Origin of the sequence: Oceanobacillus manasiensis, assembly GCF_000724085.1 — a bacterium.
GTDB lineage: Bacteria > Bacillota > Bacilli > Bacillales > Amphibacillaceae > Oceanobacillus_B > Oceanobacillus_B manasiensis.
Genome location: NZ_CCDL010000002.1, coordinates 221,237 through 237,458, shown reverse-complemented (window position 1 = coordinate 237,458; position 16,222 = coordinate 221,237). Strand labels below are relative to the sequence as shown.

Annotated in this window: 18 protein-coding genes; 6 read left to right on the top strand and 12 right to left on the bottom strand. The window is 36.5% G+C overall.

The window, feature by feature from the left end:
- Nucleotides 1-4 precede the first annotated feature (4 nt).
- From BN985_RS10315 to sigK, 5 genes are all read left to right on the top strand, one after another.
- On the top strand, nucleotides 5-481 hold the full coding sequence (locus tag BN985_RS10315) for a Na+/H+ antiporter subunit E (protein WP_042223388.1): 477 nt from the start codon (nucleotides 5-7) through the stop codon (nucleotides 479-481).
- Complete coding sequence (locus BN985_RS10310) at nucleotides 478-789, top strand: monovalent cation/H+ antiporter complex subunit F (RefSeq protein WP_042223387.1); 312 nt, start codon at nucleotides 478-480, stop codon at nucleotides 787-789. Before BN985_RS10315 ends, BN985_RS10310 begins: the two co-directional genes overlap by 4 nt.
- Nucleotides 770-1,159 (top strand): monovalent cation/H(+) antiporter subunit G, encoded by a 390-nt coding sequence (mnhG, locus tag BN985_RS10305; protein ID WP_042223386.1) that lies wholly within the window; start codon nucleotides 770-772, stop codon nucleotides 1,157-1,159. Before BN985_RS10310 ends, mnhG begins: the two co-directional genes overlap by 20 nt.
- 127 nt (nucleotides 1,160-1,286) lie before the next feature.
- A complete protein-coding gene (locus BN985_RS10300; RefSeq protein ID WP_042223385.1) occupies nucleotides 1,287-2,756 on the top strand; it encodes a UDP-N-acetylmuramoyl-L-alanyl-D-glutamate--2,6-diaminopimelate ligase in 1,470 nt (489 codons plus the stop codon).
- A gap of 134 nt (nucleotides 2,757-2,890) precedes the next feature.
- Entirely contained in the window at nucleotides 2,891-3,595 is a 705-nt protein-coding gene (sigK, locus tag BN985_RS10295) for an RNA polymerase sporulation sigma factor SigK (RefSeq protein ID WP_042223384.1), read from the top strand.
- 20 nt (nucleotides 3,596-3,615) lie between these two features.
- On the opposite strand, the gene BN985_RS10290 is transcribed toward sigK, so the two are convergent.
- The 4 genes from BN985_RS10290 to BN985_RS10275 form a co-directional block, all read right to left on the bottom strand.
- Nucleotides 3,616-3,846 carry a YrhC family protein gene (locus BN985_RS10290; protein WP_042223383.1) on the bottom strand — a complete coding sequence of 77 codons (231 nt, stop codon included), beginning with the start codon at nucleotides 3,844-3,846 and terminating at the stop codon, nucleotides 3,616-3,618.
- Nucleotides 3,847-3,916: 70 nt separating this feature from the next.
- A complete protein-coding gene (gene mtnN / locus BN985_RS10285) occupies nucleotides 3,917-4,606 on the bottom strand; it encodes a 5'-methylthioadenosine/S-adenosylhomocysteine nucleosidase (RefSeq protein ID WP_042223382.1) in 690 nt (229 codons plus the stop codon).
- Nucleotides 4,607-4,630: 24 nt separating this feature from the next.
- Nucleotides 4,631-5,317 carry a YrrS family protein gene (locus BN985_RS10280; protein WP_042223381.1) on the bottom strand — a complete coding sequence of 229 codons (687 nt, stop codon included), beginning with the start codon at nucleotides 5,315-5,317 and terminating at the stop codon, nucleotides 4,631-4,633.
- A 412-nt stretch (nucleotides 5,318-5,729) separates the two neighbouring features.
- Nucleotides 5,730-6,455, bottom strand: a complete 726-nt coding sequence (locus tag BN985_RS10275) for a DUF4352 domain-containing protein (protein ID WP_042223380.1) — start codon at nucleotides 6,453-6,455, stop codon at nucleotides 5,730-5,732.
- A gap of 779 nt (nucleotides 6,456-7,234) precedes the next feature.
- On the opposite strand from BN985_RS10275, the gene BN985_RS10270 reads away from it, so the two are divergent.
- On the top strand, nucleotides 7,235-8,674 hold the full coding sequence (locus BN985_RS10270; RefSeq protein WP_042223379.1) for a zinc ribbon domain-containing protein: 1,440 nt from the start codon (nucleotides 7,235-7,237) through the stop codon (nucleotides 8,672-8,674).
- Nucleotides 8,675-8,736: 62 nt separating this feature from the next.
- Here BN985_RS10270 and greA read toward each other — a convergent pair whose 3' ends face one another.
- From greA to alaS, 8 genes are all read right to left on the bottom strand, one after another.
- The gene (gene greA / locus BN985_RS10265; protein ID WP_036572387.1) at nucleotides 8,737-9,213 is read right to left on the bottom strand and encodes a transcription elongation factor GreA; all 477 of its coding nucleotides are present in this window, start codon (nucleotides 9,211-9,213) and stop codon (nucleotides 8,737-8,739) included.
- A gap of 180 nt (nucleotides 9,214-9,393) precedes the next feature.
- Nucleotides 9,394-10,032, bottom strand: coding sequence for a uridine kinase (udk, locus tag BN985_RS10260; protein WP_042223378.1), 639 nt, complete (start codon nucleotides 10,030-10,032; stop codon nucleotides 9,394-9,396).
- Nucleotides 10,033-10,047: 15 nt separating this feature from the next.
- A complete protein-coding gene (locus BN985_RS10255) occupies nucleotides 10,048-10,686 on the bottom strand; it encodes an O-methyltransferase (protein WP_232225582.1) in 639 nt (212 codons plus the stop codon).
- A 353-nt stretch (nucleotides 10,687-11,039) separates the two neighbouring features.
- Nucleotides 11,040-12,158 carry an endolytic transglycosylase MltG gene (gene mltG / locus BN985_RS10250; protein ID WP_042223377.1) on the bottom strand — a complete coding sequence of 373 codons (1,119 nt, stop codon included), beginning with the start codon at nucleotides 12,156-12,158 and terminating at the stop codon, nucleotides 11,040-11,042.
- Between the two features lie 252 nt (nucleotides 12,159-12,410).
- Nucleotides 12,411-12,698, bottom strand: coding sequence for a DUF1292 domain-containing protein (locus BN985_RS10245; RefSeq protein WP_042223376.1), 288 nt, complete (start codon nucleotides 12,696-12,698; stop codon nucleotides 12,411-12,413).
- A gap of 14 nt (nucleotides 12,699-12,712) precedes the next feature.
- A complete protein-coding gene (gene ruvX, locus BN985_RS10240; RefSeq protein WP_042223375.1) occupies nucleotides 12,713-13,126 on the bottom strand; it encodes a Holliday junction resolvase RuvX in 414 nt (137 codons plus the stop codon).
- The gene (locus tag BN985_RS10235; RefSeq protein WP_042223374.1) at nucleotides 13,127-13,396 is read right to left on the bottom strand and encodes an IreB family regulatory phosphoprotein; all 270 of its coding nucleotides are present in this window, start codon (nucleotides 13,394-13,396) and stop codon (nucleotides 13,127-13,129) included.
- Between the two features lie 178 nt (nucleotides 13,397-13,574).
- Complete coding sequence (gene alaS, locus BN985_RS10230) at nucleotides 13,575-16,214, bottom strand: alanine--tRNA ligase (RefSeq protein ID WP_042223373.1); 2,640 nt, start codon at nucleotides 16,212-16,214, stop codon at nucleotides 13,575-13,577.
- Nucleotides 16,215-16,222 lie beyond the last annotated feature (8 nt).

Below are 16,222 nucleotides of genomic sequence, written 5' to 3'. Positions count from 1 at the left end.
CTAAATGGCATTTCAAATTGTTATAAATTTAATCATTGCGTTCTTATGGATGTTCTTAAGTGAATCGTATTCTGCACCAAGTTTTATCGCTGGATACTTATTAGGTTTACTTTTGCTCTTTGTTTTACGCCGTTTTGTTCCAGATACTTTCTATTTAAAACGATTTTTGAAAATAGGTGCATTGGTTCTTTTATTTATAAAAGAATTGTTATCTTCAAACTGGGAAATTGTTAAACTTGTTTATAAACGAAAGCAGGACTTTGAGCCAGGAATTTTTGCATTGCCTATAGATGTAAAAAGTAACTGGGAAATTACATTGCTTGCAAATCTAATATCTTTAACTCCTGGTACTTTATCTGTTGCAATTTCTCATGATAATACGAAGATATATATTCATGCCATGCATATTCAGGACAGTGAAAAGTCTATATCTGAAATAAAAAATACCTTTGAGAAAGCAATCCTGGAGGTGTCAAGATGACAGATGTTTTATCAATAACTGAGAATATATTAGATATTGCAGTCCTAGTCTGTTTTGCAGGGATCGCAATCTCTCTCCTACTGTTGCTATATCAGGTTATTGTTGGGCCAACTCAGCCAGATCGTGCTGTAGCTTTAGATGCTATTGGAATAAATATCATGGCTATGGCGGGGCTTATGGCAGTCTATTTAGTAACATCTAGACTAAATGATGTCGTTCTACTGGTTGGAATACTAGCATTTCTTGGAACATTATCTATTGCTAAATACTTAGAAAAGGGTGTAATCATTGATAGAGACATGGATTAATATCATTATTAATATACTCGTTATTCTCTCCCTGTTGGCAGGTACATTCTTTATTCTGTCTTCATCAATAGGAATTGTGCGGTTTCCAGATGTTTATACAAGATTGCATACTGCAACTAAAGCTGCTACTTTAGGCGTGGCCTTCATATTAATAGGTGCCTTTCTATTTCTTTATGCAGCGCACTCTATTGTAAGTGGAAAGCTTTTACTTGCTATTGTATTTATCCTGTTAACTGCACCTGTCTCAGCCCATATGATCGGCAGAGCAGCACATGCAAATGGTATAAAACCTTTTTTGAAGAACCGTGGGGATGCCTATCAAGAAGCAAAAGATGAGTATATTAAGCAACATCCCTCTGATACAAATTAAAAGCGACTATTTACTAGTCGCTTTTTTATTTAATATGTAATACCAATTCAAGAAAAAAGAATTATAAATAGATTTTATTACTAACGGATAAAATAAGACAACGAAGAAGGATTTGAGGTGACGGCAAATGAATACACTACACTTAATAGAATGTCTCCAAGTTAAACAAATTCTGGGGTCACTTCCAGGAAACATCCAATCAATTGAACAGGATTCTAGAAAAGTTAAACAGGATACTATGTTCGTTTGTATAAAAGGATATACTGTAGACGGGCACCAATTTATTCAAGAAGCCATTGACCGTGGGGCCACCACTATAGTAGTAGAAGAAAAACCAGATATAGAATTCTCAAATACAGCATTGGTTATTGTATCTAATACTGCCAAAGCACTTGCACATCTAGCAAATAGATTTTATGACTATCCGTCAACAAACATGGAAATTATCGGCGTTACCGGTACAAACGGTAAAACAAGTGTCTCAAGCCTTATAAATAACTTACTTAAAGGATTAGGACAAAAAACAGCATTGGCTGGAACAAACGGAATAACAATTGATGGCAAGGTGAAACATACAGACAACACAACGTGCGATGTCTTAGGAAACCAGGAATTATTAAAGGAGGCATATGATCAAGGCGTAGAAGATGTGGTAATGGAAGTATCCTCACATGGACTAGCCCAAGGACGTGTTTGGGGGATTGATTTTGATATAGCTATTTTCACCAATCTAACACAAGACCATCTTGATTATCATCAGAGCATGGAGCAATATGGTTATATTAAAGGCTTATTGTTTGCTCAATTAGGTAATAATGCAAAAAGGTCCAAATATGCGATCCTAAATAAAGATGATTCCTGGTCAAAGATCTATGAAAACATGACCCCTGCTGAGGTGTTAACCTATAGTATTTTGGAAAAAGCTGATTTTCAAGCTAAGCATATTCGTTATCTTGAGGATAAAACATTGTTCACTTTACTTAGCCCTGACGGAGAAATAGAGGTAGAGACTAAGTTGCTTGGGGAATTTAATGTTTACAATGTTCTCGCAGCATTGGCAGCATTATTTGTCAAAGGTGTTCCTCTTTCAACGGCAGTGGATCTACTTAAGTCCATCAATCCGATTGAAGGCAGAATGGAAAGAATACAGCATGAGTTTCCATTAAAGGTATATATAGATTATGCACATACACCTGACGCTATTCGAAGTTCAATTAGAACCGTATCAACTTTTAAACGAAACCGCCTTATCTATGTTGCCGGAACGGGTGGTGACCGAGATAAAGAAAAACGGCCCCTGATGGCGAAAGAAGCATCCCTTGCTGACATCGTCATCTTAACCATTAACGATTTGCGGAACGAAAATGCTACAAACATTCTCCACGATATGGAAAAAGGCATGCAACATGAGAATTATAGTATGATTTCTGATCGTAAAGAGGCCATTGAACATGCGGTAGAAATTAGCGAACCTGGTGACATCCTAATTATCGCTGGGAAAGGTAAAGAACATTACCAGATCATAGGAAATACAAAGCACCCCCACAGTGATGAAACGATAGTAACATCATACTTAAATCGAAAATATAATAAATGATGAACTACAAAGTACTTCTTTCCGGAAGTGCTTTTTTTATTATATTTAGAAGGACAGACACGAAAACCACTTATTCTACATAAAATCGAATTATAGGCAATAGCCCAGCCAGCACTTTTAGGAGGTGGATATATTTGTCCGGAATATTAAGCGTGCTTGCTCTTCTAATAAAAGAAGCTGTTTTCTTTGTCTCTTATGTAAAAAACCATGCCTTCCCCCAACCACTCCCTCCAGAAGATGAAATAAAATACTTGAAGGAAATGAAAGAAGGAAGTGAGACTGCTCGTAACAAACTTATTGAACATAATTTACGCTTAGTGGCACATATCGTAAAAAAGTTTGAGAATACAGGTGAGGATGTTGAAGATCTGATTTCCATAGGCACAATTGGTTTAATCAAAGGTGTGGAGAGTTTTTCTGTTGATAAAGGCACAAAGCTTGCGACATATGCAGCCCGTTGTATAGAAAATGAAATTTTAATGCATCTACGGGCATTAAAAAAAGTGAAAAAGGATGTTTCCCTCCATGATCCGATCGGGCAGGATAAAGAAGGAAACGAAATTAGCCTTATTGATATTCTAGAGGCTGAGAATGATAATATTATTGAATACATCCAGTTAAATATGGAAATTGCCAAGATGCAGGAATACTTTACGATCTTAGATAAGCGGGAAAAGGAAGTCATTATCTACCGTTATGGCTTAAATGATCATAAAGAAATGACGCAGAGAGAGATTGCCAAGATGCTGAATATATCCAGAAGTTATGTATCACGTATTGAAAAACGGGCCTTGATGAAAGTGTTTCATGAGTATTACCGTAAAGAACGTAGAAGTTAGAAAATGAGCGCTGATTCAAATCAGCGCTCATTTTCTATTTCTTTTTTTATATTAAGTTGCTTTATAGCTAAGATTATACCCGTTGCAATACCACCAAGTGACAATACGAATAACAAATCCCCATTGCCTGAGGGTTTCATATACGTATTTATAATGGCACCCATATAAAGATAACTGCTTAATATTAGTAATACAGCAATAAATCTGTGATAATCCTTTGATTTCAACTCTAATTTCTTTTGTTTATCCAATACGTCCCCTCCTCTATAACGCATCATAACATAAATTATGCATATAGTTGGAAGGTAAATAATGGACAAATTACATACTTTTGAGCATGGTCATAATTAAAGTAGCTGCGTTTTTCGCTGCCTTCTCAAGGAACTGGTCAAAGGAAACAGACGATTCTTTCCCAGCAATATCTGAAAGAGCACGAATAACAACAAATGGCTTTCCGTATTGATAGCAGACCTGTGCGATAGCGGCAGCTTCCATTTCTGCTGCGATCATCTCAGGGAACTTCTCTCTAACGAATGCTACTCGCTCTGGGTCCTGCATGAAGGAATCGCCTGTAGCAATGATCCCTTCTTGATAATTAAGACCTATTTCTTTTACTGAAGCACTCGTTTTTAATACAAGATCTGTATCGGCATCATACATTGCCGGCATGCTGGGAACCTGTCCGTAAGCATAATTAAAAGCCGTTACATCAACATCATGATGTACTACTTGTGTAGAAATAACAACATCGCCTACTTCCAATTTCTCAGCGAACCCTCCTGCTGAACCGGTATTAATAATATGCGTGGGAGCATATCTCTCATGCATAATGGTAGTCGCCATTGCTGCATTCACTTTCCCGATACCTGATTGAAGAATAACAACTTCTTTCCCGTTTAATTGTCCTTTTACAAATTTGCAACCGGCAATGGTTTCTTCCTGTTGATTCATTACATTTTGTAAAAGTAATGCAACTTCTTCATCCATTGCGCCGATAATACCTATTGTCATGATTATGCCTCCAATTTGTGCGAATTAGTTAATAGGTGGTAAATTGTTCAAGGCTTCTACTTTGGTTGGTTGCCACCCCTCATTATCAACCCATGATAAATAAACACGATAAATCTCTGACTGATCCTCATTATAAACAGTAGTCACTACTTTTTGATCTCCATCATTTCCGACCCAATGTGTAGTCAACGTACTAGCATTAAGTCCTGTGGCTAGTTCAACAGCCCTTGCTATCTCCTGTCTATCCTGCGAGCCACTATCATAGTTTGTAGTATGAGGCCCCTCTTGTTCTGTTCCAACAGGCTCCCAATTTCCAGTGTAAGCTTCTTTTACATTTTCCCCGGTAGGCTCAACCTGTTCTGTTTCGACATCATTAGCAGACTGGCTCTCCTCTTCATCCGTTTCATCATTTGATTCCTCTTCGTTGCTTTCGTTTCCTTGTTCATCTGAATTAGAGGAGTTGTTTTCATCTGTTTCGGTTTGCTCTTCATTTGATTCCTCAGTGTCGTTATTATTTGATTCATTTGTTTCCTCCGTATTGGTAGATTCTTCTTCTGGCGGTTGATCGTCGTTGCCACCACCAAAAATCCACATACCAAGTAAAACTAAAAGAAGAAGAGAACCTCCTATCATTAAAACAGTAATGGATTTTGTATTCTTCCTTCTTTTCTCAAATTTATTAACTCTCGAATCTTTATCAAAATCACTCACGGCTTTCCCTCCCTATGTTTTACTCTACTATAGTATCATATTTTTAATATAGAGTAATATGATAGGGATATTACAAAATTATTTTAATTAGTGTCTATCATACTTCTTCTAATAAGTAGTTTACTACTTTGCTTCATCTGCAGGAATAGTCCAGATAACCTGGTTACTGGTTTCCGCAGCAATATTGCCAACTTTTTTTCTGAAATAATAGTTACCTTTAAAATATAAAAGTCACATACTGACTTCTCTTATTTCTATTTTCACTATTAACAACCTAATACCCCTTTAACTAATAAATAACAACCCCAATACCATTAATTTAAACACTTCACTTTAAACCACATAATAAAACACACTCTCCTCTAAATAGTCTAAACTAACTATCTAAAGTGTGTTAAACTTACAAAATCAATTACTGTAATTCCTCTTTTGCAATCTCCCAAACAACGTTATTACTATCTCCGGCTCCTTCTGTTATACCTGATCTCAATTTAAAATAATACGTATCTCCATCATAGACTTCTGTTACAAATTGACCAGTAGACTCCTCATTTGGTGCAATGTCATCAGTCATCTGTTCCACACTATCAAAACTCTCTGCATAATCACCATAACCAGTACTCTCTAAATCATCTGTCACTCTAAAACCATATAGAAAATCTTGTGCATTCCATGTTTCTTCTCCAGTATTCTTAATTGTTATATTCATTAAAAAGAAGTGATCTGCTTGAGACTCCTCACCATCTAATTCATCTAACAACTCAGCAGAATTTACTGTTATATCATAAGTACCTGCTGTATCTTCAAAATAACCAGTATCCCCTACTTTTAATCCTATTTGATCAGGAGTTTCAATCCCATACCCTGCTGTCGTTTCACTAATTTCAACAGAATCACTCTGATTATCAAGAACTACTTCGGATTTCTCAGGATCTTCCTCTAACTTATTGTTATCTTCAGTACTAGCTTCACTCGCATCGTAATCCGAAGAATCCTCACCTTTATTACTATTTCCTTCCATCGTTTCATTTAAATTTTGCTCATCCTCATTGGCTTTCGTATCCTCTTCATTTGCACAGGCACCCAATATCAATATACTACTTACAATTATTAAAAAACTCGTTAGTTTACTTTTCATTATTACCACCTCTTTACTAAAATTTTTTTTAAGTATACTTAAATTTTGTCTACTAGTCTCAATTAAGAAAAAATGCTGTATAGTTTCAACTAACCTACACAGCATATGCTATTAATGACTCCAAGTAATCTTTGTTATCATCCAATATGACTATTCGTAACTTTTTCATAAATTCACCACCGTCGTTTCACTATCGTCTTTGTTACTTCTAAATATTACTAAATTTGTCACATGAAATTAAGAGCTTTAAACAAAAACAGTTCCATGTACCCATTGTCTTTAGTTTATTATCTTAAATTCAAGATACTTTTTTGGATTAGTTTATAATAGTCAACTTAAAGACATATAATAAAATAAATTTTACGTACAAAGTTCGGATCAAGAGCATTTTTAACAAAAAAACGCTCTTTGACTGAATAATCAATTGTTTTGAATAGTTAGTCGGAAATGTACGATTGTAATTATATGGAAGAGCATGAAGACCATATGCCTGATTCTTATTATCTAGTTTTGTTTCACTGCAAAAATAAACCGGGATTGTAACAAAAATGTAATTTTTTATTGGGGAAAATTGAAGATTTTTCTCATGATGTAGGACAATTAATTTGTAATAGTTATTACCTATTACCCTTTTACATAACGCTAGGGACTTTCTAGATTAATAATATATACCCAGGTAAAAAACTTCTAAACAGTAAAATTGATTCATAATTAATCAACTTGTTTATGTTACGATTAATTACATACTATTACAATTCGTTTAAGGAGGGGTTTATCAAGTGAAATGCAACCATTGTAATGCTATTTTAAAAAGCAATTCGAATAAATTTTGTCCGGAGTGTGGAGCAGATCTTACAGAACAAAAAGCAAAAGAAGAAAAAATGAAAAGAAGAAGAAATAAAAAGACTATAATCATATTAGTCTCCGTTCTTGTCCCCATTTCAATACTTACCATCTTCTTTTTAGTTGCAAAAGAAAAATTCACAGCAGAAAATACTGTTGCTTCCTTTGAAGAGTCGGTAGAACAGGAAGATGCGGCCAAGTTAGTTAATTTGTTGACACCCGCACATGATTCTCTTGAAATTACGGAAGAGAATACTGCCTTATTCATAAGCTATTTAAAAGATCACCCTACTGAGTATGAGGAGCTTTTAAATAGACTACATAACCAGGTCGATTTTATTAAGTCTACGTCTGAAAAGATAAATGGAACTGCATACTTAGATGATATGTATGGAACCGTTAATATCAAGCAAGACGGTAAGGAATGGCTCCTATTTGATAGTTACCAGTTACAAGTTGTACCAGCATTCCTAAAGTTAAATACAGAAAATAAAGATGTCCAATTACTTATAAACGGAGAAGTGGCGGGAACATCAACTGAAGAAGACTTTACGGATACGTATGGGCCGTTTATGCCTGGATCCTATGAAGTAATGGCAAATTTTGAAAATGACTATTCTCAAGTAGAGGAAAAAGTAGAATTAGAGCTTTTTACGATGAGACAGGACACTGTAGAGGAGTCTTTTAAGTTACCAATAAGCGAGATCTCTGTTGAATCCTTATTAGATGGCTATACGTTAGCTATCAACGGGGAGAAAACCGATATTAAAATTCAAGAGGGAGAACAGACTGTTGGAATATTACCAACAGATGGGTCGGTTTCTTATTCCTTCCATAAAGATTTCCCGTGGGGAGAGGTTAGCAGTGAGGAAGAACCTTTAGAGAGGCGCTATGTTGGACTAGATACAGTAAATGCGTTAACACCTGAAATGCAAACAGATATAATGGAACAGCTTAACACTACAATAGCAGAATACCATCAGGCATTGGCTGAAAAGGACGTCTCCATAATGGAAACGGGTGTTACCGATAAGATGAAGGAAACACTAAAAAAGAGACAGGCAGAAATCGCGAAAAAGTATCCTGAATATGAAGGTAAACTTATACGTGCGGAATATGATCTCTCAAAAATCTCTAACCCAGTTTTCGACGAGGAATTAGATTCCTACACGATTACAATGAGAGCCCACTATATTTTTTATGAACCAGGGGAGGACCTTGGTTGGTTACTAGTTGACAGGGAAAAAGAAGAATTTACACGCAGTAAAGAACTTACGTTAGTTTACGACGAGGATGCAGAGCAATGGAAGCTGGATACTTATGAAACCGAGTATTTTGTAATTACTCCAAGTGTTGAAAAAGCATTTGATTTGTAGGTATATGCACTTATAAATATTAAAGCAAAAAAGCGGGGATGCCCCCGCTTTTTCGCTTTTATCTATTCTACTTTTGTAATTTTCACCTGAATGTCTCCACCAGGAGTTGCTACAGAAACTTCTGTACCTATTTCATGTCCTAATAGACTCTTTGCCATTGGGGAATCATTTGAAATCTTCCCTTCAAATGGGTCGGCTTCCGCACTACCAACAATGGTGTAGGTTTCTTCATCACCATCTGGCAATTCCTGAAACGTTACAGATTTACCTAGTGAAACAATGTCCGGGTTATCGTTATCATTTTCTATTATAACGGCATTACGTATCATTTTTTCAACTTGGGCTATTCGGGATTCAACAAAGGCTTGGTCATCTTTTGCTGCATCGTACTCGGAGTTCTCAGAAAGGTCACCGAAGTCACGAGCAACTTTAATCCGTTCCACAACCTCTTGTCTACGTTCTGTTTTTAGATGATGTAATTCCTGCTCTAACTTTTCTTTCCCCTCTTGTGTCATATAAAAGCTTTTCTCTATTGCCATTAAAAAAACACTCCTTTTCTGACTTCCTTGGAAATAATTAGCTATATCAATTGAGAATAATTCTCATGATAAGTAAAAATATACTAAACAATACTATGGCAGATTTTATTTATATTTTCAATACTTTTCTTATTATTTTCTAAAATTTTCCTTAGTTTGTCTTCCTGAGGTTACAAAGATTTACTTAGGCTGCTTGTTTTTTTCTAGTATATTCTCAATTTTAGTTGCCATAAGATCTATCGCAACATGGTTTTGCCCACCCTCTGGAATAATAATGTCGGCATAACGCTTGGTTGGCTCAATAAACTGCAAGTGAGATGGTCGGACATTTTGGATATATTGATCAATCACGGAATCAAGTGTTCTACCGCGCTCCTTAATATCCCTTAATAGTCTACGAATAATACGTAAATCTGCATCTGTATCGACAAATACCTTTATATCCATTAAATCAACCAGTCTAGGGTCTTCTAGAATTAAGATTCCCTCTAAGATAATAACTTCCTTAGGCTCTACAGGAATTACTTCACTTGAACGTGTGTGTAGCTTGTAATCATAAACAGGCTTTTCTATTGGTTTATTTCTCAATAACTCGTGTAAATGTTCAATCAATAAGTCATTATCAAAAGCTAAGGGATGGTCATAGTTTGTGTTTAACCGTTCCTCTAGTGGTAGATCACTTTGGTCTTTATAATAATAATCCTGTTCAATAACGAGCACTGTCTTATCGGTAAAGCGCTGGGATATAGATCTGGTAACAGAGGTTTTTCCACTGCCACTCCCCCCTGCTACTCCAATTACTACTGGTCTATCTTGCATTCTTTGTTACTCCTTTCAGGGCTTACGTACACTAATTGCCACACCATCCCCTATGGGGACTATAGACGTTGAAAAGTTTGGATGCTGCATAAGCCACTTGTTGTAATCTCTTATTTTCTCCACCATTTTTATGTGTCGACCTGTTGCCTTTTCAGGCTCTGCAACATACCCTTTGAATAATACATTATCTGAAAGAATAACGCCACTCGAAGACAGCAGGGGCTTAGAAAGCTCGAAGAAACGTTTGTATTGTCCTTTCGCCGCATCAATAAATACTAAATCAAACATCCCATCCAATTTAGCAATTTCTTCTAAGGCATCACCAAGAATAACGGAGATATTGTCTTCCTTTCCCTGCTGATGGATATTTTCAACAGCCTGTTTATATCTTTTTTCGTCACGCTCAATCGTTATAATGCTTGTTTCAGGATTTGCTTGTAGCATACGTAATGCAGAGTAACCTATGGCCGTCCCAACCTCTAATATTCTTTTTGGTTGATACATCCGAATTAATTGGGTTACAAAATGCATACTGACTTTATCCATAATCGGGACACGATCAGTAAGTGCCTCGGCTTCCATTTCTTCTATCCATGCTTCCTTATCTGGTAACAGGTCAATTAAATAGTTGTTCATTTCTTCTTTTAAATACATGCAACTACCTCTTTTTCTTATACTCTAAAACATCACATTATAAACTTTTAACCTTGCTATAAAAATTTATATGAGTTTTTGTTTAAAAAAGGGAAATGTGAACGTCTCATTCACACTCCCTATTAGTGCGTGTTCAAAAAGGAGGATATAAAGGACCGAGAAGTTCGAGGCGGCGTAGCTTTGAGTACCGGAACGTATGCAATTAATACGTGAGGAACAAAAAAGCAAGCCAACGAGCTTCCACAGGATGTGGTGACTTCGACGTTCGACACAGGACGTGTCGGAATCTAGTCGAAGGTCATCAGTACCGATGTGTCATTTTTACCGGACTTTTTGAACAACCTCTTTTAGATTTAATTAATATGTTCATCCTTATATTGCAAATGCTCTTCGTATGTCTCAGCGTAATAGATTTCGCCATCACCATCATGTAAAAAGTAGAGAAAATTTGAATCCTCTGGATGTAATGCAGCATCCAGTGAGCTCTCTGCAAAATTGCCAATAGGGCCTATAGGGAGATCGTCTACATAGTACGTATTATAAGGCGATTCAATTTCCAAGTCTTTATTTAGTACTTTATCTTTATGTTCTCCTAAAGCATATAGAACAGTAGGGTCTGTCTGAAGCTTCATCCCTTCTTCCATCCGATTAACGAATACCCCAGAAATTTTCTTGCGTTGCTCCTCATTTCCAGATTCTTTTTCAACAAGTGATGCATAGGTTAGCACCTCATGGATGCTAAAATCCGACTCATTAATCGCTTCTCGGTATTCTGCAACGATATTGTCTGTTTTAATCAGCATTTCTTCGATCACTGTTTCTACGGTAGGCGATTCTACATAGAAATTATACGTTGCGGCAAACAAATATCCTTCTAGAGGTGTTTTTATTTCTGGGTCCAGTATATCTTCTGTTAATATCGAAGGATATGCTTCGATCAGTTGTTCAATATATTCTGTATCATTTACTGCATTCAAAAAGTCCTCTTCTGTAAACGAAAGTTCCTTAGCATATATTTCAGCAATTTCCTCAATCGTTTTACCTTCAGGAACAGTAACAGTATGTACCGGATCAGCAATTACACGGCCCTCTTTGAGTGATTCAATTATTTCATCAATTGACATAGAAGGTGTGAATGTATACTCCCCAGCTTGAAAGTCTGATTCGTTTTTAAACTTTATGTAAAAACGAAATATACGATCATCTTTTATTACCCCATTATCTTCAAGAATTGTGGCAATTGTAGAGGTTGAAGAACCAATTGGTATCTCAACTTTGACCTCTTCATCACTAGAAGAATCTACCGGTTCTAAAGCCGATTTAACATACAAATAACCAGATATACCGCCAATAACAAGAATAAGAAGCAATGAAATGATGATAATTGCTACTATTTTTCTTACAGTTTTAGCTTCTTCACTTCGAGTAATGAGATTGTCCTTAAAATTGCCATTCTTTTTCTTCTTGGACATCAAGTATCCCCCTCTCATCCGGTATATTATACTAAAATATACGATGATATGCCATTATAATCCTAAGATTCGACAGATACTGTTTATTTTTCTAAGTCTAGAATGCTTACAATTACCCCGTAAAAATAGTTAGAATATGTGAAAAAGACGAATTTTACTAACGTCTTTAATTTAGATGCCTTATTGACAAAATAAAGAAACAGCTGATACCCTTTGGCAGGATATCAACTGCTTCCTTATTTCTTACTTGTTCTACTCATTGTTTTCTTCATCTGCTAGTGTGTGAAGCATTTCTTCAACCATTTCCCATTCCTCGTCCGATTCTATTGGAAATAGCGATAAGTCATCATCATCTTTTGTTTTTTCTTCATAGCGGAAAGCATATACTTCAACTTCTTCGTCTTCTGCTTGTTCCACAGGAGTAACAGCGATGTAAGAATGGCTTGTCTTGTCCACATCAAAGGTAAACAAAACCTCAAATAAATGCTCTTCCCCATTTTCATCTGGTATAATAATTCGCTCTTTTTCTTCTAATGCCATTTAGATTCACTCCTTTATTTTCGATCAAGATAGCCTTGCAATATCATAATGGCTGCCATCTTATCAATTACCTTTTTCCTCTTTTTTCTACTCATATCTGCTTCCAGAAGAACACGTTCCGCAGCTACAGTAGTTAAACGCTCATCCCATAATACAGTTTCAATGTTATGGACCTCTTCCATATGTGCTGCGTACCGCTGTGATGCTTCTCCGCGTTCTCCAATCGATCCATTCATATTCTTTGGTAGGCCAATGATAGCTTTTCCAATTTCGTGCTCTGCTATTATCTCTGCAAGCTTTGTATCTGCAGAAGTAATATCTTGTTCGTTCCATTGAATGGTGGTTAGCCCTTGAGCTGTCCAGCCCAATGCATCACTTACAGCGACACCAATCGTTTTGGAACCTACATCTAGTCCTAATATTTTCATTTAGTTGTTCCTTTGCTGTTGTTCAAGATAAAATTTGACCAGCTCTTCAATGACTTCATCTCGTTCAATTTTACGAATCAAATTTCTTGCATCATTATATCGTGGGATATAAGCAGGATCACCAGATAGTAAATAGCCCACAATCTGATTGATTGGATTATACCCTTTTTCGCGTAATGCTTCGTGAACCGTGAAAAGGATTTCCTTGATATCCTCATCAAAAGGTTCCTCCGAAAAATTAAATTTCATCGTTTTATCAATTGAACTCATCATGACACCTCGATCTTAGAATAACGCTTTTTTAGTACATTGTTAGTTCGATATACTTTGTAGCAATCAGCTTGTAACCAGATTTTTCCGAACCTGTCAATCACCATTAAGTTCATACTAACATATCTGTGTGTTTCATTATACTTATTCACATCGTTTGTTACAAGCTGAAAGAAAATTATTTCAGGTTATCAGCAATGTATTGACTTGTTATGGATAGTGCGTCACCAATTTTGCTTGTATCTTTTCCACCTGCTTGAGCCATATCTGGGCGGCCACCACCGCCGCCACCACAAACTCCAGCAGCTAATTTAATAAGTTGCCCTGCCTGTAAGCCACGTTCAATCAAATCTTTCGAAACACCTGACGCTAGTTGAACTTTTCCATCGTTTTCAGCAGCTAATAAGATAACTCCTGTGCCCAATTTCTGTTTTAGTTCATCCACCATATTTCGTAGCTGGTTCATATCCTTTACGCTTACTTTTTGAGCAAGATATGGAATATCCTGAACATTTTCCACCTTGTCTAAAATCGAAGTAGCTTCCGCATTGGAGATTTTCGCGTTTAATGATTCATTCTCTTTCTGTAATGAACGAATCTCTTGGAAGAGCCCCTCAATACGCTCAGGAACATTTTCATCTGCTGATTTCAATTGGTTAGCTGCCTGTTGTAATACATGTAGCTTGTTATTAAGGAAAGTATAAGCATGCTTGCTTGTAACTGCTTCAATTCTTCTTGTGCCAGCCCCGATACCACTTTCTGAACTGATCTTGAACAATCCGATTTCAGAAGTATTGGCAACATGACAACCACCACATAGTTCAATACTATAATCCTTCATTTGTACTACTCTAACAACATCCCCGTACTTTTCACCAAATAAGGCCATTGCACCCATTTCTTTAGCTTCTTCCTTCTTCATGCTCTCAATACGCACTGGAATTGACTCCCATATTTTCTCATTAACAATTGTTTCTATTTGCTGTAATTCATTCTCCGAAACTGCATTAAAATGAGAAAAGTCAAAGCGTAAACGGTCTGTGCTTACTAAGGAACCTGCTTGATTAACATGATCTCCGAGCACATCCTTTAATGCTTGATGTAACAAGTGTGTTGCAGTATGGTTTTTAACTACAGCAGCTCTGAAAGGATTATCAACCTTAGCCTTTAGAACATCTCCTGTATGAAACTCTCCCTCCGTTATAGTAACATGGTGAACATGCTGTCCTTTTGGAGCTTTTTTCACGTCTTTAACGTAGGCAGTTCCATTTTCTGAGTAGAGCCAACCTTTGTCAGCTACTTGTCCGCCACTTTCAGCATAGAAAGGAGTACGATCAAGTAGTAAAAACACTTCTTCTCCCTCTTTTGCTAATTCTGTTCTTTCATTTTCCTTAATAATAGCAGCAAGACTTGTTTCTTTTTCTAACTCTTCATAACCAACGAATTCACTTTCTACTTCAATATCTCCTAGTAGACTATCTTGAACTTGCATGGAGTCTACTTTTTGTCTGGCATTTCTAGCGCGCTCTCGTTGTTTCTCCATTTCTTTTTCAAAGCCTTCAAGGTCAATCGTAAACCCTTGTTCTTCTACGTACTCTTCTGTTAATTCTTTTGGAAAACCATACGTATCATATAAACGGAAAACTTCTACACCAGGAAACACATTGCTCCCCTTCGTTTTTTCCTTTTCAATTATAGTACTTAGTATTTCAAGCCCATCATTTAGCGTTTCATGGAACCTTGTTTCTTCTACTTTTATGATGTTTTCAATAAGTTCCTGCTGTTTTAATACTTCAGGATAAAAATCTTTCATGATGTTGCCTACTGTTCCGACAAGACCGTACATGAATGGTTTTTCTATGCCAATCTCCTTCGCAAACCGCACAGCACGACGCAATAATCGCCTTAAAACGTAGCCTCTTCCTTCATTTGAAGGGACTGCTCCGTCTCCAATTGCAAAACTAACTGTACGGACATGGTCGGCAATTACTTTAAATGCTGTATCAGCTTCAGATGTTTTTCCGTACTTCGTATTAGAAAGCTCTTCTGTTTTTTGGATAATTGGCATAAATAAATCTGTTTCAAAGTTTGTTGGCACATCCTGTATTACGGAAACCATTCGTTCTAATCCCATACCTGTATCAATGTTTTTCTTAGGTAGTGGTGTATACGTATCGTCAGGATTATGGTTAAACTGGGAGAACACTAAATTCCATATTTCTAAGTAACGATCGTTTTCCCCACCTGGATAAAGTTCCGGATCGTTTGGGTCATTTCCATATTTTTCACCTCTATCATAGAAAATTTCTGTATTCGGGCCACTTGGTCCTTCACCTATGTCCCAGAAATTTTCTTCCAATCGAATAATACGCTGTTCTGGTAGCTTTATATCATTCAACCAAATATTATAGGCTTCATCGTCTTCCGGGTGAACCGTAACGGAAAGCAATTCAGGGTCAAATCCAATCCATTTACTACTTGTTAGAAACTCCCATGCCCACTCGATAGCTTCATTTTTAAAATAATCTCCAATTGAGAAATTACCAAGCATTTCAAAAAATGTATGATGTCTAGCTGTGAACCCAACGTTTTCAATATCATTTGTCCGAATAGATTTTTGTGCATTTACAAGACGGGGATTATCCGGTATCACTCTACCATCAAAATATTTTTTGAGTGTAGCTACACCACTATTGATCCATAACAGTGTCGGGTCTTCTTGCGGAACAAGTGATGCACTTGGTTCTACACGGTGTCCTTTTTCCTTAAAAAAATCAATAAACATTTGTCTTACTTCTGCTGATGTTAATTGTTTCATCATTTTAC